Source organism: Bradyrhizobium sp. 4 (genome assembly GCF_023100905.1).
In the GTDB taxonomy this organism is placed as follows: Bacteria; Pseudomonadota; Alphaproteobacteria; order Rhizobiales; family Xanthobacteraceae; genus Bradyrhizobium.
The window spans coordinates 329,004-347,712 of sequence record NZ_CP064686.1 but is presented as its reverse complement, the minus strand read 5'-3'; the positions used below and the strand labels follow the sequence as shown (position 1 = coordinate 347,712).

The window sequence follows — 18,709 nt, the reverse complement described above, 5'->3', positions numbered from 1 at the left end:
CTCGCTAACCCCTGTGACGCCGCGGACTGCACTCCGGTCCTGCGGCGTCACCCTTTTTTGGACGCGCACCATCGCGCGCCACAACAGCGATTGTCGCATGATAAGTTGGCCCAACCTCGTTTCGCAGCTTTTCAACGGGCTCGCGCTCGGCGCCCTGCTCGCGCTGATCAGCTCCGGCCTGACCATCATCTACGGCACGCTCGGCGTGCTCAACCTCGCGCACGGCGCGATGTTCATGATCGGCGGCTATGCCGGCTTCGTCGCCTACCAGTACACGGAGTCGTTCATCCTCGCCGTGATCGCGGGCTCGCTGTTCGTGATGCTGCTCGGCGTTCTCATGGAACGCGTCATCATCCGCCATTTCTATCACCGCCCGCACGAGGATCAGCTGCTCGTGACCTTCGGGCTAGGCATCTGTTTCGTCGAGCTCGTGCGCCTGATCTTCTCGAGCCAGTCGCAGCTGGTGCCGCCGCCGGCCCTGTTCCGGGGCATCACCAATCTCGGCTTCATGTTCTATCCGACCTACCGCCTCGCCGTCGTCGGCATCGTCGCGGTCGCCCTCGGCGCACTGTTCGTCGTCCTCTACCGGACCCGGCTGGGCATGATTGTGCGCGCCGGCATCGAGGATTCGGTGATGGTCGATTCGCTCGGCATCAATGTCTATCGCGTCTTCATGGTGGTGTTCGGCATCGGCGCAATGGCCGCCGGCTTTGCCGGCATCGTCAACGCGCCGGTGGTGTCGCTGACACCGGGCATCGGTGACGACATCCTGGTCCAGACCTTCGTGGTGGTGGTGATCGGCGGCGTCGGCTCGTTCCCCGGCGCAATTCTCGGCGGCCTGATCGCCGGCGAGATCATCAGCGTCACCTCCATGTTCAACCCCGGCTACGCCTATGTGATGCTGTTTGCGGCGATGACGCTCGTGCTCGTGGTACGACCGCATGGCCTGCTCGGCGTCCAGGGCCGCGAGTAAGCGATCTCCTGATGCTCAAGCAACGCCCCTTCCTGATCGAAGCCCTGACCGCGATCGGCTTGATCGCAGCCCCCTTCGTGCTGCCTCATCTCGGCTTCGCGCCGAACACCGTGAACAGGATCCTGGTCTGGGGCCTGTTCGGCCTCGGCTTCGACATCCTGTTCGGCTTCACCGGCCTGCTCTCGTTCGGCCAATCCGCCTTCTACGGCACCGGCGGCTTCGTCGCCGCCTACCTGCTGACCCGCGCGGGCTTCGGCAACGTGCTGGGCGCGCTGATCATCGGCATGATCGCGGCGGCCGCGACCGGCTACCTGATCGGCCTGATCGCATTGCGCCGCACCGGCATCTATTTCGCGATGATCACCGTGGCGATCGCGGAGGTGTTCTTCTTCGTCGAGTTCAATCCACTTTCCGATTTCACCGGCGGCGAGAACGGCCTGCCGGGGGTACCGACGCCGAGCTTCGATCTCGGCTTCACCTCCATCCACTTCACCAATGGCTGGTCGCTCTATCAGTTCATCGCGCTGTGCTACTTCGTCGGCGTCGTCATCGCCCTCAGGATCGTGCGCTCGCCGGTCGGCGCGATTCTGAGTGCGATCCGCGACAATCCGCTGCGCGCCACGGCCGTCGGACACAACATCCATGGCTACAAGCTGACCGCCTTCGTGATCGCAGCCGCTTACGCGGGCTTCGCCGGGGGACTGCTCGGCGTGCTCCAGGCCTTCATGCCGCCCGACGCCTTCACCTTCGACACCTCGGGCCAGCTCGTGATGCAGACGGCCATCGGCGGCAGGGGCACGCTGTTCGGACCGCTGGTCGGCGCAACCGTTTGGCTCTTCCTTCAGGACTTCCTCCAGTCCGCGCTGGGCCTCGGCGCAGCCTGGAAGCTGGTGCTGGGTGTCGTCTTCGTGCTGCTGGTCTGCTTCCTGCGCGGCGGCATCATCGGCGGTCTTGCCGATCTCTACCGCCTCGTCTCGGGCAAGCGAAAGCGAACGGATGCGGAGATGGAGCAGGAGGCCGCTGACGCCGAGGCCACACTGCAACCCCCACCGGCGCCGATGCAGGCCAAGGAGGTCGCGCATCCCGCCTATTCCGGGCCGATCCTGAAAGCCACCGGCCTGACCAAACGCTATGGCGGTCTCGTCGCCAACAGCGACATCGATTTCAGCGTCAATCAGGGCGAGCTGCGCGGGATCATCGGCCCCAACGGCGCCGGCAAATCGACCTTCTTCAAGATGCTGACCTGCGAGATCGCGCCGAGCTCCGGCCAGATCGTATTCGAGGGGCGAGACATCACGGGATTGAAGGTGACCGAGGTCTGCCAGCTCGGCCTCACCAAGAGCTATCAGGTCAACCAGCTCTTCACCGGGTTGACGGTGCGGCAGAACCTGACGATCGCCGCGCTGGCCGAGCTACGTGGAAAATTCCGGCTCGACCTGTTCCGCAAGCTCTCCAGCGTCAAGGGCCTGACCGAGCAGGTGGAGCACACGCTTGCCCTCGTCAATTTGAGCCGCCGGGCCGATACGCCGGTATCCGAGCTCGCCTATGGCGAGAAGCGCAGGCTCGAGATCGGCCTCGCGCTCGCCACCTCGCCGCGCCTGCTGCTGCTCGACGAACCGCTTGCGGGCATGAGCCCACGCGAGCGCGTCGAGACCGTCAAGCTGCTCAAATCGATCGCGCGAGGGCGCACCATGATCATCATCGACCACGACATGGATTCGCTGTTCGAGCTGGTCGAACGCGTAACGGTGCTCCAGGAAGGCAAGGTTCTGCTCGACGGCACGCCGGAGGAAATCAAGGCCAACGCCGCCGTGCAGGAAGCCTATCTCGGCGGAGTTCACGGGGAGATCGCCGCATGAGCCTGATCGAGGTCAACGGCCTGAACAGCTATTACGGTGACTCCCACATCCTGTTCGACGTCGCCATGCACGTCGCGCGTCACGAAGTGGTGGCGCTGCTCGGTCGCAACGGCGCCGGCAAGAGCACCACGCTGAAGAGCCTGATGGGCGTCGTGACGCCGCGTAGCGGCAGCGTGAAGTTCGACGGCATTGATATCGCCGGACGAAAGAGCCACAGAATCGCCCAGGCCGGCATGCAGCTCGTGCACGAGGAACGCCGCATCTTCGGCAGCCTGTCGGTGGAGGAAAACATCGTCCTCGCCGGCATCACTGCGCCGAAACGCTGGCCGCTCGATCGGATCTACGAAATGTTTCCGCGGCTGAAGGAGCGGCGCAACAACCGCGGCACCGAGCTCTCCGGCGGCGAGCAGCAGATGCTCGCGATCGCACGGGCGTTGGTGCGCGACCCCAAGATCGTGCTGCTGGACGAGCCGTTCGAGGGGCTCGCGCCCGTCATCGTCCACGATCTCGTCAAGGCCTGCCGCGAGCTCGCCGCCGCCGGCCAGACCATCGTGCTGGTCGAGCAGAATTTGGCGGCGACGCTGGCGCTGGCGAGCCGGATCTACATCATCAACAACGGACACATCGTGCACGAGGGGCCGGCGCGGGAGCTCAAGGCCCAGCCGGAGCTGCTCCAGCGCTATCTCGGCGTCTAGAGAGCGGCGATCATTCGCCTGGCGTGAGCGGCGAGCACCGTCATGTCCTCCTTGCGCGTCTGCGCCGGCAGCAGCTCGGTCCCGGCCCTGACCGGCATGACGTGCATGTGCAGGTGAAAGACCACCTGGCCGCTGGCCGGCTCGCTGAACTGCTGAAGGATGATGCCCTCGGCGTCGAACGCCTTCATCGCGGCAATCGCGATCCGCTTGGCGGTTCGGGCGACCGCGGCGAGGTCGTCATCCGCGATGTCGAGGATGCCGCGTGCCGGCGCCCGGGGAACGACCAGCGTGTGCCCGGGCGAGCGCGGCATGATATCGAGGAAGGCGAGGCTACGGTCGTCCCTGAAAACCTCGAAGCAGGGGATCTCGCCGCGCAGGATTTTTGCGAAGACGTTCTGATCGTCGTAGCGCGTCATGGATCCCTCCGTCGGTGCGAGGCGCGATCTGACGCGCTCCTTTCCGTTGACGCAAGCAAGCCAGCCGGCCTATCCACGATGCCAGGCAGGATGGCTCCATTGGCGACAGATTTCGATCCCGGACACAGCATCGAGAGTGCGCGGCGCGCGCTTGCGGCACGGCTGCAATCGGCCGGCATCGAGCAGCCCGCTCTCGATGCGCGCCTGCTCGTAGGGGCTGCGCTGAGGCTTGATCTGACCGGCATGGTCACGCAGGCGGCCCGGCAACTCGCACCCGAAGAGGCTGCGCGGCTGGAAGCATACGCGCGGCGCCGGCTCGCGCATGAGCCGGTCGCCCGCATTCTCGGCGCTCGGGAATTCTGGGGCCTGCCATTCCAGCTATCCGAGGCGACCCTGGTGCCGCGTCCCGATACCGAGACGGTGGTCGAACTCGCGCTCGAGATCTTTCGTGGGCTCACGATATCGGAACAGCGCCCGCGCATCGCCGATATCGGCACCGGATCCGGCGCCATCCTGCTCGCGCTGCTGCACGAAATTCCCGGCGCTTTCGGCGTCGGCACCGATCTCAGTCTGACCGCGCTCAACACCGCCAGAGACAACGCCGCGGCTCTGGGCCTCGCCGACCGCGCCAGCTTCGTCGCCTGCTCCTACGCAGCGGCGCTCCGCGGCCCGTTCGACCTCGTCGTGTCGAACCCGCCCTACATCCCGTCGGCAGAAATTCCGAAACTGAGCATCGAGGTGCGCGAGCATGATCCGCATCTGGCGCTCGACGGCGGCAATGACGGTTACGACGCCTATCGCGCCCTGATCCCGCAGGCGGCTGAACGTCTCGCCCCCGGCGGAGCACTGATCGTCGAGGCCGGACAGGGCCAGGCCCGAAATATTGAAACCTTGCTGACGGCTGCCGCGTTGGTCGTGGACAGGCCGCCCAAGGCCGATCTGGCGGGCATCCCGCGGGCGGTTTCGGCCCGGAAAATGCCCCCATAAAAGCCGGATTGGGCTGCAAAAAACCTCTTGGAATATCCCTTGGGAACGACTACCTTCCGATCAACACATCGGTGCCGGCCCCGTAGACTTACGGGCGAAAGCCGGGCTCTCGGGCGAGAGCTTACTGATAAAGGTTCCAAGCCGCAGGTCCTGTTGAGCGCGATGGCCATTTGAGCTGCGCTGCTTACCGACCGCAACGTGAACGAAAGCCTGATATTGCGCTTGAAGACTTACGCAACAAAGCAGGGCTTGTTTCGGCAGGCGATATGAATGGGTTCGCTGGCGATGGATGCTGGCGGTGGGGAACGCGTCTTTTGTTGAACGCGACGGTCGACGAACATCGGCAAGGATCAATCCGCTCTTGCGTGCGGTTGCGCGCAAGCGATGTGAACCGCTGTCATCAGGTCACTCTCGGCAATCAGTAATGCGTGCAACCTTTAGGGCTGGAATTAAAGGCAGGACATGAGAAACGGTCAGAACAAGCAGCGGATGCGCAACCGCAACAATAATAATAACAATAACAACAATAATAACCGGCGCGGCCAGAACCCGATGACCCGGGTCTACGAGTCCAACGGGCCCGACATCAAGATCCGCGGCACGGCTTCGCATATTGCTGAAAAATATCTCCAGCTCGCGCGCGACGCGCGCTCTTCCGGAGACCCCGTTGCGGCCGAGAACTACTACCAGCATGCCGAGCATTATTTTCGCCTGATCGCGACGGCTCAGGAGCAGTTCCGGCAGAACCAGCAGCCGCGCGGCGATGAGCCCATCAGCAACAGCAGCGGCGACGACGGCGAGGACGACGGCGAGAATTTCTCGAATTTCGGCCAGGAGCCGGGGTTTGTCCCACAGCCGCCACCGCCGCCCTTCACGCGCGACCGCGACGGCCCGCGCGATCATCAGCCGCGTGATCATCAGCCCCGCGACAACCACTATCAGCGCGACAATCAGCAGCCGCGCGAGCATCGCGAACGCGACCATCGTCCGCAGCCGCAATATCAGCCCCAGCCGCAACCGCTGCCGCTGAACCAGCCCCAGCCCGTCGTCGCCGACGCGGTCAGCGTCGATCGTCTGCCGTCCTTCATCACCGGCCCACAGCCGCAGGTGAACAGTGGCGCGCCCGGCCAGGCCGGCTTCGAAGGTGCTGGTGGTGGCGAGCGCTTTCCACGGCGCCGCCGCCGCCCGAATGGCCCGCGCCCCGAGCGCGAAGCCGCTCCGGCCGCCTCGAGCGACGAAGTGGCCCCCGGCGAGTAAGCTTTTCGCCGGACATCCTGCGCCAGATTCCCTGACCTGAATCGTCCCGGCATGTCCGGGACGATTTGTTTTTAGCTGCGCGTCGCCGTCGTCGAGGACGGCACCAGCACCGGCTTCGCCAGCGAGGGAATCAGCCGCGCCCGCTCGCGCTTGGCGGGGATCGCGCGGTAGACCTGCTTGGTCGCCTCGACGATGTGCACGCCGGCAAAGGGCAGCGACAGCGCCGCGCCGGCCCGCTCCCACATCTGTGCGGATTTCAGCACCCAACCGCCGGCATAGGGCGGCATGAACAGCGCCTCGCCCCAAGCGGTCGGGGTGAACCAGGTCTGGCGCAACAGGTCGGTGATCTGCGAGCGCGAATAGGGCCGGCCGTGACCGAACGGCGTGCTGTCGGTGCGGGTCCACACCCCGCGCCGGTTCGGGATCACCGCAATTACGCGACCGGATGGCGACAGCACGCGCCATGCCTCGCGCAGCAGCGCGGCCGGATCGTCTGACATTTCCAGTGCGTGGACCAGCAGGATGCGATCCACCGCGGCGTCGGGAAGCGGCAGCGAGAACTCGTCCACCAGCGAGGCGAGCGCCGGCCGTCCCGTCGGCCATTTCAGGACGCCCTGGGCCGACGGCATGAAGGCGATGCAGCGCTCCGCGTCCTCGCGGAACAACCCGAGATAGGGCGTGGGATAGCCGAAGCCGAGCACCCGCTGGCCATCGACGCGCGGCCAGCGCTCCCGAATGCCGCGATTGATCATTTGCCGCGCCACAATCCCGAGGCGACGGGAGTAGAACTCGCGGAGGTCGACGACATCAATGGTCATGATCGCAATGTAACATGCACGAGGCGGCCCCCGCGCGCGGAATATTGCATTGCCTGCGCAACGTTAACGCCATATTTGTCTGACGGAGCTGAGCGCGATCGGAGATGACATGGCCGCCGAAATTCGTACTTTCACCTGTTTAAACGACAATTTCGGTTACCTGATCCACGATGTGGAAACCAAGGCGACGGCGTCGATCGACGCGCCGGAGGCCGGCCCCATCCTGAAGGCGCTCGAGCGCGAGGGCTGGCAGCTCACCGACATCCTGATCACCCATCATCATGGCGATCATGTCGGCGGGGTCGCCGAACTCAAGCAGAAATACAATTGCCGCGTCGTCGCGCCGCATGACAAGACGACTAAGATCGCAGACGTCGACCTGCGCGTCGCCAATGCCGAAATCGTCAAGGTCGGCAGCTTGCTGGGGCGCGTACTGGAGACGCCCGGCCACACGCTCGACCACATCTCCTACGTGTTCGACACCGAGAAAGCGCTGTTCGCCGCCGACACGCTGTTCTCGATCGGCTGCGGCCGCGTGTTCGAGGGCACCTATCCGATGATGTGGGATTCGCTTCTGAAGCTGCGTGCCCTGCCCGACGACTTCAAGCTCTATTGCGGCCATGAATACACGGCATCCAACGTCAAGTTCGCGCTGGCCGTCGACCCCGACAATGCGGCGCTGCAGGCGCGCGCGGCCGAGGTGGCGAGGCTGCGGGCCGAGAACAAGCCGACCATTCCCTCGCTGCTTGGTGATGAAAAGCGGACAAACGTATTCCTGCGCGCTGATGAACCGTCGATCGCAGCCAGGCTGCACATGAAGGGCGCGGATGCCACCGCGGTGTTCGGCGAGCTGCGCGAGCGCAAGAACAAATCTTGAGGAACAAGTCCTGAAGATCAAATCCTGACGGGAATCGATGCCGACCGCAGCCGAGATCATCGCGCGCCTTGAACTCCGACCGCATCCCGAAGGCGGGCACTATCGCGAGACGTTTCGCGATCAGACCACCGACACCAACGGCCGCGCGCGCTCGACGCTGATCTACTTCCTGCTGGCGCGCGGCGAGCGTTCGCACTGGCACCGCATCGATGCGGTCGAGAGCTGGCACTATTACGCCGGCAGCCCGCTGACGCTGCGCATCGCCCATGACGGCTGCTCTCAGCACGAGGTGCGGCTCGGCGCGGACCTGTTGAACGGCGAGCGGCCACAGGCGATCGTGCCGGCGGATGCCTGGCAGACGGCGGAGACCACCGGCGAGTGGACCCTGGTCGGCTGCACTGTGGCGCCAGCCTTCGAGTTCGCGAAGTTCGAGCTCGCGCCCAAGGGCTGGGAGCCCTAAGGCCCCGTCGCTTCGGCTTGCGCCGGCAATGACGCTACCGCTTTCGCAGCACCATGTCCTTCGCGGCTATCAGGCCGCCGCCGGCGATCAGGATCGCCGCGATGGTGATGTTGGCGCTGGCATTGGCGAATCCGGCGGCGATGAGGAAGCCGGTCGAGAGTAGCGGCGTCGCGTAGGACGCGGCGCCGAGCACGCGGATGTCGCCGCGCTTCATGCCGATGTCCCAGGCGTAGAACGCAGCACCGACCGGACCGATGCCGAGCGCGATCACGGAGAGCCATTGCAAGGTCGTGTCCGGCCACACCGTGGTTTCGAGCAGTCCATGCATCAGCGCGGCGAGCACGGCGGTGGCGAGGCAAAATCCCGCGACCGCATCGGTCGGCACCGCCTTCAATCGCCGCGACAACACCGAATAGGTCGCCCACACGAACGCTGCGATGAAGGCCGCGGCCAATCCCGGCAATTGACCCTGCGTGAATCCGGAGGTGTTCCCGGCGAACAGCAGCACGGTGCCGACGAGGCCGAGCACGGCGCCCACGACGTGATGCACGGCAAGCCGCTCGCCCGGCAGGAACGACGAGAACAGCACGATCAGGAGCGGCCACAGATAATTCAGCAGGCCGGCTTCAGCCGGCGGCGCAAAGCGCAGCGCGAGGAAATACAGCGCGTGATAGCCGAACAATCCGCCGACACCGACGGTCCACACGGCCAGCGGCTGACGCAGGCTTTTGGCCGCCTCGCCGCGGCCAATCCAGGTGAGCAGGCCGACGAGACCGCCGATTGCGAACGTCATCGCGGCCAGCTGGAACGCCGGGATCTTTCCGGTCGCCACCGTCATCACCGACAGCAGCGACCACATCAGGATCGCGGTCAATCCGATCAGCGTTGCCGTGCGGGGGGTCATCGATCAAAGGCTCTGAGGACGTTTATGCCCGGCACGAGGCCGGGCATTTTCGTCTTCACTATCGCCTTGTCGCGCCTGAAGCTACAGGCATTTGGCTCAGCGACGTTCAGCGGAGAGAATTGGCGTCATCAGGCCTGATATTGGCCGCCATTGATGGTCAGCGTCGAGCCGGTGATGAAGCCGGCCTCGTCGGCCGCCAGGAACACGACCGCGCGCGCGATCTCTTCCGGTTCGCCGAGCCGATTGACCGGGATCTGCGGGATCACGTTCTTTTCCAGGACGTCCTTCGGCACGGCCTGCACCATTTCGGTGTTGATGTAGCCGGGGCAGATCGCGTTGACGGTGATGCCGCCCTTGGCGTTCTCGAGCGCGAGTGCCTTGGTGAAGCCGATGTCACCGGCCTTTGCCGCGGAATAGTTGACCTGGCCGAACTGTCCCTTTTGGCCGTTGATCGACGAGATCGAGATGATGCGACCGAACTTGCGCGCACGCATGCCTTCAATGACTGGACGCGTCATGTTGAACAGCGAACCGAGGTTGGTATTGATGACGGCGTTCCACTGCTCGAGCGTCATCTTGTGAAAGGCGGTGTCGCGGGTAATGCCGGCATTGTTGACGAGCACGTCGATCGGGCCGATCTCGGCCTCGACCTTCTTCACGCCCTCGGCGCAAGCATCGAAACTGCTGACGTCCCATTTGTAGACGGCGATGCCGGTCTCGGCCTTGAACTTCTCCGCCGCGGTGTCGTTGCCGGCATAGCTCGCCGCCACCTTGTAGCCGGCCGCCTTCAGCGCCTTGCTGATCGCAGCTCCGATGCCCCGCGTACCACCCGTCACCAATGCAACACGTGCCATATCGTATTTCCTTCCCTTGGACTCTTCGGACGTTTCTGAGCGATCGTTTTTAAGCGCGGATTATGGGGCACGTTTGACGGACATCAAGAACAAAACGCCCGGCGTCGAGCCGGGCGTTTCTCTTTAGTCGAGGCTTGTACGGTTGCGAAGAATATTTGATTTGCAACCGCCGCCTTTTTAATCGCGTGCAACGCACTCAGTCACGTGTGCAGCGCACGCGCAAATGACGCGGCAAATATCTTCAGTCGCGCGCCACACACATCGCGATACCCATGCCGCCGCCGATGCACAGCGTGGCGAGACCCTTCTTTGAATCCCGCTTCTGCATTTCGTGGAGCAGCGTCACCAGAACGCGCGCGCCGGAGGCACCGACCGGATGGCCGATCGCGATCGCGCCGCCGTTGACGTTGACCTTGGAGGTATCCCAGCCGAGATCCTTGTTGACGGCACAGGCCTGCGCCGCGAAGGCTTCGTTGGCCTCGATCAGGTCGAGATCGCCGACATTCCAGCCGGCCTTCTTCAGCGCGGCACGCGAGGCCGGGATCGGGCCCGAGCCCATGATCTTCGGATCGACGCCGGCCTGCGCCCAGGACACGATGCGCGCGAGCGGCTTCTTGCCTTCCTTGGCAGCCTGCTTGGCGGTCATCAGCACCACGACCGCAGCGCCGTCATTGATACCCGACGCAGAGCCCGCGGTGACCGTGCCGTCCTTCTCGAAGGCCGGACGGAGCTTCGCCATCGCGTCGACCGTTGCGCCATGGCGCGGATATTCGTCGGCGCTGACGACGACATCGCCCTTGCGTCCCTTGATGGTGACGGGAACGATTTCGTCGTTGAATCTACCGGCCTTCTGCGCGGCTTCGGCCTTCTGCTGCGAGGCGACCGCGAACTCGTCCTGCTGGGCGCGGGTGATCTGCCACTGCCGCGCGACGTTCTCGGCGGTGTTGCCCATGTGATAGCCGTTGAAGGCGTCCCACAGACCGTCCTTGATCATGGTGTCGATGAATTCGACTGCACCCATCTTGACGCCGCCACGCAGGTACTGGGCGTGCGGAGCCATGCTCATGGATTCCTGGCCGCCGGCGACCACGATCTCGGAATCGCCGTTGAGCAGTGCCTGATAGCCGAGCGCAACGGTGCGCAGGCCCGAGCCGCAGAGCTGGTTGACGCCCCAGGCCGGGCTCTCGACCGGAATGCCGGCATTGATCGAGGCCTGGCGGGCCGGGTTCTGACCCTGGGCGGCGGTCAGGATCTGGCCCATGATGACTTCGGAGACCCGGCCGGGCTCGATGCCGCCGCGCTCCAGCGCGGCCTTGATGGCGATGGCGCCGAGATCATGGGCGGGAAGGGTTGCGAACGCTCCGTTGAAGCTTCCGACCGGGGTGCGGGCGGCGCTGACGATGACGACATCGTCTGACATGGGCATCTCCTGGGTTGAATGGGGGCAGACGGGGCTGGGGAAACGGCTCGCCAGTCTCGGACGGCATCCTGTTAACGTCGTTGAGGCATGTCAATCGGCCGGCGGCCGAATTCATCCCGCAGCGCATTCAAAATAGCGTTCTTGGCGCTTTCGCAAGCACGTTTTTGCTGCCCGATTAACCGTGGCGCACAAAACGGTAGCGTGACCCCTTTGAAAATGCTTATTTTGTTGCGTTGCGTACTCTTCCCGCCCTGCGGCATAGCCCGTCAGGTTCCCGTTCTCCGCGCTTGCAAGTGAGAGCCCATGGCGAAATCAGACCAACCCACCACCATCAAGAAATACGCGAACCGCCGGCTCTATAACACCGGGACGAGCACTTACGTGACGCTGGAAGACCTCGCCTCCATGGTCAAGGACGGCGAAGATTTCCTGGTCTACGACGCCAAGACCGGCGACGACATCACCCGCTCCGTACTTGCCCAGATCATCTTCGAGCAGGAGAACAAGGCCGGCCAGAACCTGCTCCCGACCACTTTCCTGCGCCAGCTCATCCGCTTCTACGGCGACAGCATGCAGATGGTGGTGCCGAAATATCTGGAGCAGGCCATCGCGTCGCTGACGCAGGAGCAGGAGAAGTTCCGCAAGCAGATCGCCACCTCGCTGTCCGGGACCCCGTTTGCGCCGCTGGAGGAACAGGTCCGCCGCAACATGGAGCTGTTCCAGCAGACCTTCTCGATGTTCAAGCCTTTCGCGCCCGGCGCAGGCCGCCCCGCCGGCTCCGCGGAGCCGGCGCCCGAGCCGACCGCAGAAGCCCCGAAGGACAGCAATATCGACGATCTGCGCCAGCAGATGAAGGACATGCAGGAACGCCTCGAGCGGATGTCGAAGAAGGACGAATAGGTCCTCTCGTCGCGCTCGCGTCGCGAGCGCCGCGGCCCGCTGATTTCCTCAGCAGTCCCCCACCTCGTCATTGCGAGCGCAGCGAAGCAATCCAGAATCCCTCCGCGGAGGCAGCCTGGATTGCTTCGCTTTGCTCGCAATGACGGGGAAACTGCGGAAGCTACGCCGCCAGCTTCACCACGTGGGCAAAGTCCCAATAGAGCTTGCGCGCGCGGGTGTAGAACGGGCCCGGCTGCAGCTCGCGATCATCGATGCGGATCACCGGCGCGACTTTCGCGAAATTGCCCGTAGAAAAGATCTCGTCGGCGGCGAGGAAGTCGGCATAGCGCAGCGTCTTCTCGACCACGGTGACGCCGTCGGCGCGAAGCAGGCTGATGACCCGCTGGCGGGTGATGCCGTTGAGGAAGGTGCCGTTCGGTACCGGCGTGTAGACCACGCCGTCCTTGGCCATGAACACGTTGGAATTGCCGAACTCCGCGACGTTGCCGAGCATGTCGAGCATCAGCGCGTTCTGGAAGCCGCGCGAGGCGGCCTCGGCAAGCGCGCGCGAATTGTTCGGATAGAGACAGGCGGCCTTGGCCTCGACCGGGGCGCACTCGGCGGTGGGCCTGCGGAACGGCGACAGCGTGATCGCGTTGCCGACCGGCTTTGGCATCGGCGCCTCGTAGATGCACAGGCACCAATCGGTGGTCTCGGGATCGAACAGCACGCCGCCGCCCGAGCCGTTCCGCGCCCAGTACATCGGACGGACGTAGAGCTCGGCATTCGGCGCGAAGCGCGCGATGCCCTCGTTTGCGAGTGTCAGCCAGGTCCCGGTATCGACCAGCGGCTTCAGGCCAAAGCTGATCGCGGATTGATTGGCGCGGGCGACGTGACGGTCGAGATCGGGCGCGACGCCTTCGAACGCCCGCGCACCGTCGAACACGACGGAGCCGAGCCAGGCCGCATGCGTGCGCGGACCCATGATCGGCACATTGCCGTCATGCCATTTGCCCTCAAAGAAGGTCCAGCTCGGCGAATAAGCGATGGGCTTTTTGATCTCGGCCATGACCGGCCTCTCCATTGGCGTGGCGCCGCATTATAGCGCCACTATTGGGCGCAATTTCTAAATGATTCCCTGCGGGAAAATGGTGAGTTACCCTCCCGGAAGGGGAAAGGAAGCACCATGCCGCTCGATCCGCTCGCAAAGCGTTTGTTGACCATGATGGCTGCGGCTGCGCCGCAGGCGCGGAGCCGGCCCAGCGTGGAGGCACGGCGGCAATCATTGGCAAAGCTGATGCAGTTTGCGCGCGCCGATGCCCCTGACGTGACGACGTCCGACGGCATGCTGCCTGGTCCCGGCGGCGCGCTGCCCTATCGCCTCTATTCACCCGCAGGCGCCGACGATCGCGCGCCCGGCTTCGTGTTCTTTCACGGCGGCGGGCTCGTTGCCGGCAGCATCGCCACGCATGACCGCATCGCGGCGGCGCTGGCACATGCGACCGGCTGCCGTCTCGTCTCGGTCGATTACCGGCTGGCACCCGAGCACAAATTCCCCGCTGCCGTGGACGATGCGATCGCCGCCACCGAATGGGTGGCGCGCGAGGCCGCATCGCTCGGCATCGACGCCGGGCGTCTGGTGCTCGGCGGCGATTCCGCCGGTGCAACGCTCGCTGCGATCGTGTGCCAGGAGGCGGCGCAGACCGCGGGCCTTTCCATCGTCGCGCAATGCCTGATCTGCCCGGTGCTGGATTTCGAGGAGGCCTCGCCTTCGCGCGAGGCATTCGCCGAGGGCCACCTGATCGACCGCGTCACGATCGAAGCCGATCTCGCCGATTATCTGCCCGAGGACTTGGATGCCGCCGATCCGCGCATCTCGCCCTTGCGCGCGACACGGCTTGCGGACCTGCCGACCGCCATCATCCACACCGCCGAGTACGACCCGATGCGCGACGAGGGCAATGCCTATGCGCGCAAGCTGCTCGCCGCGGGCGTCACGGTCGAGCACGTCTGCCACGAGGGCATGGTTCACAATTTCCACGCCATGGGCGCCATCCTGCCGCAGGCGCAGCTCGTGCTGTCGCAGATCGGTGAGCAGGTAAGGCGAGCGGTGGGGACGTGAAACACCTCGTGTTGCCGTCTCCCGCAACGGGAGAGGAAAGAGAATGCCTCACGCTCTCGCCGCGATGACGGAACGCGCCGCCGCGACGTAATTTGGCCAATGCGCGTCCGCATAACGCTCGGCCTGTCGCACGCAGGTGACGTCGGGCGCATGCGCAGCTGCGATCATGCGCGCAAAGCGCTCTTCGGCGACCGTCACGTCATCGGCCGCGATCGAGGGCGCGGCTCCAGCGGCGGTCGGCGCAACGGCGAATCCCGCCAGTCCGGCGAGCAGGATGCGGCGTGACGTGTCCATGGCTATCGTTCTCCATTGTCCGGCCTGCACTCTGGCGCGGATTGTGTCCGTGCGGTCACGGCAACGTACCTGCGTGCATTCGCACCGTCCACCGATTGCGGACACCGCTTGACCACGCGGGCGATCACATTCCATCCAACAGGCAGTTCCGCCATCAGGGCAAACGCGTGACGTTGCGGACGCCGCTCTACGCGGTGCGCGGCTGACTGCGGACCGTGGTGGATTTTCCGTAAAGCGGAGCGTCCGCATTTTCACGCATATCGGAGCAAGGCCGCTCCCGCTCATCGTTGATGATGAAGGGCTTTTCGCGTTCTCCGCTGACGTAAACGACGCCGGATGCGTGAACCAATTGTTAGCCCTCTCGCGCAATCGCCCACCGCCTTACCTTTCGGCAAATAAGCTTGCGGCAAACTGAGCCAATTCCGCTTGGGAGGTTGGGAATGCCCCGCTTGGTATCGGAACGAACGTTCCTCGCCGGCCAGATCTTCTTCAACTTCGGTCAGTCGACGATCGATTGCGTCGTGCGCCGGATGTCCGAAGACGGCGCGACGCTGGAGATGCAGAGCAGCCTCGGCGTGCCCGATCGGTTCCAGCTCCGGCTCGCAGGCCAGGAGATCCTCTCCTGCCGTGTGCTCTGGCGGTCGGACCGTCAGGTCGGGGTTGCGCTCGGAGCGGAAGATCATGTCGATCCGAAGGCCGTGGACGAGCAGGAGCGGCCGACCGATTCGCTGATACGGGGACAGATGCTGGCGCTTCGCGCGGCACTCGATTTCGTCCCACTGGGCATCGTGCTGCTGGATGCCAATCTCCGCGCGCAATTGATCAATCGGGCGTTCCGGCAGATGTGGCTGTTGCCGGATGAAGTCGCCAACAGCAACCCGTCATTTGTGACGCTGATGCATCATGGCCGCGATACGCTCGCCTACGAAATTCCGCCGGCCGAGCTGGAGGCTTATGTCGCCGAGCGCGTCCGTCAAATACAGGTAGGCGATGCGTCGCCGCGCGACCTGCGCCGTACCAGCGGCGACGTCGTTCGGATGCAATGCACGCCTCTGCCCAACGGCGGGCGGATGCTGACCTATACGCCGGTCACCGACATCGTGCGCCACTCCGACGAGCTGAAATTGCTGCGCGACGCCCTCGAGAACGTCGAGGACGGCGTGCTGCTGCTCGACCGCGATCTCAGCGCCAGCTTCATGAACCGGCGCATGCGGCGGTTCTGGGAGGTGAGCGAACAGGAAGCCGCCGCCCGCCCGACCTATGCATCGTTGGTGAGCCGGGTGCACCGTGCGAGCGCGCCCGATCTGCCGGCGAACGAACTGGCGAAATTTCCCGTCAAGCGCGTCGCCGAAGTCAAGGCGGGCGATCATGTGCGCGACCTCCAGACGCCGGATGCGCGGCGGATCAGGGCCCACTGCACCACGATGTCGAACGGCGGCCGCATGCTGACCTATGTCGATATTACCGATCTCACCAACAAGGCCAACATGCTGGAGCGCCTGGCCACCACCGACCCGCTCACGGGCCTCTATAATCGCCGCCATTTGCTGGGCTCGCTCGACGCAGAATGGAGCCGCTTCCAGCGCTACTACCGCTCCGTTTCGGTCCTGATGCTCGACATCGACCATTTCAAGTCTGTCAACGACCGCTATGGTCACGCGGTCGGAGACGAAGCGATCAAGGCCGTGGCGGCCGCATGCCTCGATGGCAAGCGCAAATCGGACGTCGTCGGCCGCTTCGGCGGCGAGGAGTTCGCGATTCTGCTGCCCGAAACCAGCCTGTCGCGTGCAAGAATCGTCGCCGAGAGAATCCGCAAACGCGTGATGAGCGCACAGATCGCCGTCGACCAAATTCAGTTCGGCGTTACCGTGAGCATCGGCATTGCGGAAGCAAGTGTCAGCATGTCCGGCATCGACGCCTTGATGAGCGCGGCCGATCACGCGCTCTACCAGGCGAAGACCGAAGGTCGCAATCGCTGTATTGCCTGGTCGCCTCCGCCGCCCATGAACAAGGCGGCAGAGTGATCGCACCGCAGATCTAGTCCGGCACCGGCACGTCGAACGTGTTCAGCGTGACCGACACCATGCAGTAAACGCCGACGAGATAGGACAGTTCGGCCGCACCGTGCTCGCCGAATTCCTTGACCGCGGCCCGATAAGTCAGTTCCGGCAGCACGCCGCCGCTGACCAATGCGGACGCCACGTCGTAGGCGACGGCCTCCTGCTTGGTGAGATCGACCGGCCGCTGTCCGGCGACGATGGTCGCGAGCTTCTCGTCGGAGAGGCCGCGCTGCTCGGCGACCAGCACATGCGCATAGAGTTCGTAGCCGGAGCGGAAATGCGAGCCGGTGACGAGGATCGCGACCTCACGCACCGGCGCCGGCAGCAGCGGGTTCGCCGCGATTGCCTTGACCAGCTCCCACACCGGCTTGCCGAAGCGCGGCTCGCGGATCCAGGGATTCCAGGGCCCGAGCAGCGCGCCATCGTCGCGCATGTTCACAAAGCCCTTGAAGTGATCCTTGATGCCCGCTCGCATGTCGTCATAGAGCGGCTTCTGTTCGGCACTCAGGTCTTTCGGGTCGAGAATGGGAAGGCGCACGGCAGGTCTCCTCGTTGAGAAGCCGCGAAACTCGCCCGCAGGCGCGCGCAAGGCAAGTGAAGTTGCCGTGACGGCCGTGCAATCTTGCAATGGCAGGGAAGCGCCAGCTATCAGGCCTCAGGATTTCGCAAGTTCTGCGGATTCGTTACGTCTTCGAACTCAAGCGCCAGTGGCTGCGCTGTATCGAGGAACGACGACAAGGCCGCCTCGAACGGCGCTGGATCGAGTCCGCGCGCTTTCAGCCAGGCGGGCTCATAATAGGTCTGCCGGTAGCGCTCGCCGGAATCGCAGATCAGCGTCACCAGCGATCCCGTCTGATTCGCCTTTCGCATGTCCGAGGCGAGCCGGCACAGCGCCAGGAAATTGGTGCCGGTCGAGCCCCCCACCGCGCGGCGCAGCCGGCGCGATAGCACGTTCATCGCCGCGATCGTCGCCGCATCCGGGATCTTCATCATGCGATCGACCACGCCCGGCACGAAGGAGGGTTCGCAGCGCGGCCGGCCGACACCTTCGATCAGCGAGGGGCGGTCGCAGACATGGGAGCGGTCCTGCGAGCTGAAGCAGTCGAAGAAAGCGGAATGCTCGACATCGGCGACGCATAGCCGTGTCGGATACTGGCGATAACGCAAATAGCGTCCGATGGTGGCCGAGGTGCCGCCGGTGCCCGCGCCCATCACGATCCAGTCCGGCAGCGGGCGCGGCTCGCCCTGCAATTGCGTGAAGATGGATTCGGCGATGTTGTTGTTGCCGCGCCAGTCGGTGGCGCGCTCCGCGAAGGTGAACTGGTCCATGTAGTGGCCGTCCAGCCGTGCGGCCAGCGCGCCGGCCTCCGCATACAGCGCGCGGCCGTCGTCGATCAGATGGCAGTTACCGCCGTAATGCTCGATCGCGGCGATCTTCTCCGCCGAGGTCGTGCGCGGCATCACGGCATAGAAGGGCACGCCGATCATCTGCGCGAAATAGGCTTCCGACACCGCGGTCGATCCCGACGACGCCTCGACGACAGGCGTGCCTTCGCGGATGTGGCCGTTGCAGAGCGCGTAAAGAAAGAGCGAGCGCGCGAGCCGGTGCTTCAGGCTACCGGTCGGATGCGTGGACTCATCTTTCAGATAGATGTCGATGCCTGATAGCGCCGGCACGATCAGCCGGATCAGATGCGTGTCGGCCGTGCGGCACTGGTCGGCCTCGATCGCGGCGACCGCCTCGTCCACCCAACCGCGCCGATAGGCCGGTCCGGCCGGATTGAGGTGGCGGAAGGGGAATGGCTGCATCACCTGAATCTCTCATGATGCGGAT

Annotated in this window: 19 protein-coding genes; 10 read left to right on the top strand and 9 right to left on the bottom strand. The window is 64.6% G+C overall.

What is annotated here, in order from left to right; genetic code table 11:
- Window positions 1–97 precede the first annotated feature (97 nt).
- From IVB45_RS01640 to IVB45_RS01630, 3 genes are read left to right on the top strand one after another with little or no spacing between them, the layout of a single operon-like run.
- Complete coding sequence (locus tag IVB45_RS01640; protein ID WP_247363100.1) at window positions 98–973, top strand: branched-chain amino acid ABC transporter permease; 876 nt, start codon at window positions 98–100, stop codon at window positions 971–973.
- Between the two features lie 11 nt (window positions 974–984).
- The gene (locus IVB45_RS01635; RefSeq protein ID WP_247282959.1) at window positions 985–2,832 is read left to right on the top strand and encodes a branched-chain amino acid ABC transporter ATP-binding protein/permease; all 1,848 of its coding nucleotides are present in this window, start codon (window positions 985–987) and stop codon (window positions 2,830–2,832) included.
- Entirely contained in the window at window positions 2,829–3,527 is a 699-nt protein-coding gene (locus tag IVB45_RS01630) for an ABC transporter ATP-binding protein (RefSeq protein WP_027568017.1), read from the top strand. The genes IVB45_RS01635 and IVB45_RS01630 overlap by 4 nt, the downstream gene beginning before the upstream one ends.
- Here the strand turns inward: IVB45_RS01630 and IVB45_RS01625 are convergent.
- Complete coding sequence (locus tag IVB45_RS01625; RefSeq protein WP_247363102.1) at window positions 3,524–3,943, bottom strand: HIT family protein; 420 nt, start codon at window positions 3,941–3,943, stop codon at window positions 3,524–3,526. The genes IVB45_RS01630 and IVB45_RS01625 overlap by 4 nt on opposite strands.
- A gap of 90 nt (window positions 3,944–4,033) precedes the next feature.
- Between IVB45_RS01625 and prmC the strand changes: the two genes are divergently transcribed.
- Together prmC and IVB45_RS01615 are read left to right on the top strand one after the other, a co-directional pair.
- Window positions 4,034–4,930, top strand: coding sequence for a peptide chain release factor N(5)-glutamine methyltransferase (gene prmC / locus IVB45_RS01620; RefSeq protein ID WP_247363104.1), 897 nt, complete (start codon window positions 4,034–4,036; stop codon window positions 4,928–4,930).
- A 462-nt stretch (window positions 4,931–5,392) separates the two neighbouring features.
- Entirely contained in the window at window positions 5,393–6,187 is a 795-nt protein-coding gene (locus IVB45_RS01615) for a DUF4167 domain-containing protein (RefSeq protein ID WP_247282952.1), read from the top strand.
- Window positions 6,188–6,258: 71 nt separating this feature from the next.
- On the opposite strand, the gene IVB45_RS01610 is transcribed toward IVB45_RS01615, so the two are convergent.
- Window positions 6,259–7,005, bottom strand: coding sequence for a methyltransferase domain-containing protein (locus IVB45_RS01610; protein ID WP_027515124.1), 747 nt, complete (start codon window positions 7,003–7,005; stop codon window positions 6,259–6,261).
- Between the two features lie 109 nt (window positions 7,006–7,114).
- On the opposite strand from IVB45_RS01610, the gene gloB reads away from it, so the two are divergent.
- On the top strand, window positions 7,115–7,882 hold the full coding sequence (gene gloB, locus IVB45_RS01605) for a hydroxyacylglutathione hydrolase (RefSeq protein WP_247363107.1): 768 nt from the start codon (window positions 7,115–7,117) through the stop codon (window positions 7,880–7,882).
- Between the two features lie 37 nt (window positions 7,883–7,919).
- A complete protein-coding gene (locus tag IVB45_RS01600) occupies window positions 7,920–8,342 on the top strand; it encodes a cupin domain-containing protein (RefSeq protein ID WP_247282948.1) in 423 nt (140 codons plus the stop codon).
- A gap of 34 nt (window positions 8,343–8,376) precedes the next feature.
- Here the strand turns inward: IVB45_RS01600 and IVB45_RS01595 are convergent, their stop codons facing one another.
- The 3 genes from IVB45_RS01595 to IVB45_RS01585 all read right to left on the bottom strand — a co-directional run bounded on the left by IVB45_RS01595 (window position 8,377) and on the right by IVB45_RS01585 (window position 11,520).
- Complete coding sequence (locus IVB45_RS01595; protein WP_247282946.1) at window positions 8,377–9,246, bottom strand: EamA family transporter; 870 nt, start codon at window positions 9,244–9,246, stop codon at window positions 8,377–8,379.
- Window positions 9,247–9,374: 128 nt separating this feature from the next.
- Window positions 9,375–10,100: an acetoacetyl-CoA reductase gene (gene phbB, locus IVB45_RS01590; RefSeq protein WP_027568024.1), complete on the bottom strand. Its 726-nt coding sequence runs from the start codon at window positions 10,098–10,100 to the stop codon at window positions 9,375–9,377.
- Between the two features lie 241 nt (window positions 10,101–10,341).
- The gene (locus tag IVB45_RS01585; RefSeq protein WP_027515119.1) at window positions 10,342–11,520 is read right to left on the bottom strand and encodes an acetyl-CoA C-acetyltransferase; all 1,179 of its coding nucleotides are present in this window, start codon (window positions 11,518–11,520) and stop codon (window positions 10,342–10,344) included.
- 303 nt (window positions 11,521–11,823) lie between these two features.
- On the opposite strand from IVB45_RS01585, the gene phaR reads away from it, so the two are divergent.
- Window positions 11,824–12,420 (top strand): polyhydroxyalkanoate synthesis repressor PhaR, encoded by a 597-nt coding sequence (gene phaR, locus IVB45_RS01580; RefSeq protein WP_027568025.1) that lies wholly within the window; start codon window positions 11,824–11,826, stop codon window positions 12,418–12,420.
- 160 nt (window positions 12,421–12,580) lie between these two features.
- Here phaR and IVB45_RS01575 read toward each other — a convergent pair whose 3' ends face one another.
- Window positions 12,581–13,468 (bottom strand): branched-chain amino acid aminotransferase, encoded by an 888-nt coding sequence (locus IVB45_RS01575; RefSeq protein WP_247363109.1) that lies wholly within the window; start codon window positions 13,466–13,468, stop codon window positions 12,581–12,583.
- 117 nt (window positions 13,469–13,585) lie between these two features.
- Between IVB45_RS01575 and IVB45_RS01570 the strand changes: the two genes are divergently transcribed.
- On the top strand, window positions 13,586–14,521 hold the full coding sequence (locus tag IVB45_RS01570; protein ID WP_247363111.1) for an alpha/beta hydrolase: 936 nt from the start codon (window positions 13,586–13,588) through the stop codon (window positions 14,519–14,521).
- Window positions 14,522–14,569: 48 nt separating this feature from the next.
- Here IVB45_RS01570 and IVB45_RS01565 read toward each other — a convergent pair whose 3' ends face one another.
- On the bottom strand, window positions 14,570–14,815 hold the full coding sequence (locus tag IVB45_RS01565) for a hypothetical protein (protein ID WP_027568028.1): 246 nt from the start codon (window positions 14,813–14,815) through the stop codon (window positions 14,570–14,572).
- 440 nt (window positions 14,816–15,255) lie between these two features.
- Between IVB45_RS01565 and IVB45_RS01560 the strand changes: the two genes are divergently transcribed.
- A complete protein-coding gene (locus tag IVB45_RS01560; RefSeq protein ID WP_247363112.1) occupies window positions 15,256–16,839 on the top strand; it encodes a sensor domain-containing diguanylate cyclase in 1,584 nt (527 codons plus the stop codon).
- A gap of 13 nt (window positions 16,840–16,852) precedes the next feature.
- Here the strand turns inward: IVB45_RS01560 and IVB45_RS01555 are convergent, their stop codons facing one another.
- Window positions 16,853–17,413: a carboxymuconolactone decarboxylase family protein gene (locus IVB45_RS01555; protein ID WP_027568030.1), complete on the bottom strand. Its 561-nt coding sequence runs from the start codon at window positions 17,411–17,413 to the stop codon at window positions 16,853–16,855.
- 110 nt (window positions 17,414–17,523) lie between these two features.
- Window positions 17,524–18,684, bottom strand: coding sequence for a PLP-dependent cysteine synthase family protein (locus IVB45_RS01550; RefSeq protein ID WP_247363199.1), 1,161 nt, complete (start codon window positions 18,682–18,684; stop codon window positions 17,524–17,526).
- Window positions 18,685–18,709: the final 25 nt, after the last annotated feature.

What these genes read in the sequence shown, in the direction of transcription:
- IVB45_RS01640 (WP_247363100.1), top strand. Translation starts at nt 98, where the DNA reads ATGATAAGTTGGCCCAACCTCGTTTCGCAGCTTTTCAACGGGCTCGCG.
- IVB45_RS01635 (WP_247282959.1), top strand. Translation starts at nt 985, where the DNA reads ATGCTCAAGCAACGCCCCTTCCTGATCGAAGCCCTGACCGCGATCGGC.
- IVB45_RS01630 (WP_027568017.1), top strand. Translation starts at nt 2,829, where the DNA reads ATGAGCCTGATCGAGGTCAACGGCCTGAACAGCTATTACGGTGACTCC.
- IVB45_RS01625 (WP_247363102.1), bottom strand. Translation starts at nt 3,943, where the DNA reads ATGACGCGCTACGACGATCAGAACGTCTTCGCAAAAATCCTGCGCGGC.
- prmC (WP_247363104.1), top strand. Translation starts at nt 4,034, where the DNA reads ATGGCTCCATTGGCGACAGATTTCGATCCCGGACACAGCATCGAGAGT.
- IVB45_RS01615 (WP_247282952.1), top strand. Translation starts at nt 5,393, where the DNA reads ATGAGAAACGGTCAGAACAAGCAGCGGATGCGCAACCGCAACAATAAT.
- IVB45_RS01610 (WP_027515124.1), bottom strand. Translation starts at nt 7,005, where the DNA reads ATGACCATTGATGTCGTCGACCTCCGCGAGTTCTACTCCCGTCGCCTC.
- gloB (WP_247363107.1), top strand. Translation starts at nt 7,115, where the DNA reads ATGGCCGCCGAAATTCGTACTTTCACCTGTTTAAACGACAATTTCGGT.
- IVB45_RS01600 (WP_247282948.1), top strand. Translation starts at nt 7,920, where the DNA reads ATGCCGACCGCAGCCGAGATCATCGCGCGCCTTGAACTCCGACCGCAT.
- IVB45_RS01595 (WP_247282946.1), bottom strand. Translation starts at nt 9,246, where the DNA reads ATGACCCCCCGCACGGCAACGCTGATCGGATTGACCGCGATCCTGATG.
- phbB (WP_027568024.1), bottom strand. Translation starts at nt 10,100, where the DNA reads ATGGCACGTGTTGCATTGGTGACGGGTGGTACGCGGGGCATCGGAGCT.
- IVB45_RS01585 (WP_027515119.1), bottom strand. Translation starts at nt 11,520, where the DNA reads ATGTCAGACGATGTCGTCATCGTCAGCGCCGCCCGCACCCCGGTCGGA.
- phaR (WP_027568025.1), top strand. Translation starts at nt 11,824, where the DNA reads ATGGCGAAATCAGACCAACCCACCACCATCAAGAAATACGCGAACCGC.
- IVB45_RS01575 (WP_247363109.1), bottom strand. Translation starts at nt 13,468, where the DNA reads ATGGCCGAGATCAAAAAGCCCATCGCTTATTCGCCGAGCTGGACCTTC.
- IVB45_RS01570 (WP_247363111.1), top strand. Translation starts at nt 13,586, where the DNA reads ATGCCGCTCGATCCGCTCGCAAAGCGTTTGTTGACCATGATGGCTGCG.
- IVB45_RS01565 (WP_027568028.1), bottom strand. Translation starts at nt 14,815, where the DNA reads ATGGACACGTCACGCCGCATCCTGCTCGCCGGACTGGCGGGATTCGCC.
- IVB45_RS01560 (WP_247363112.1), top strand. Translation starts at nt 15,256, where the DNA reads ATGCCCCGCTTGGTATCGGAACGAACGTTCCTCGCCGGCCAGATCTTC.
- IVB45_RS01550 (WP_247363199.1), bottom strand. Translation starts at nt 18,684, where the DNA reads ATGCAGCCATTCCCCTTCCGCCACCTCAATCCGGCCGGACCGGCCTAT.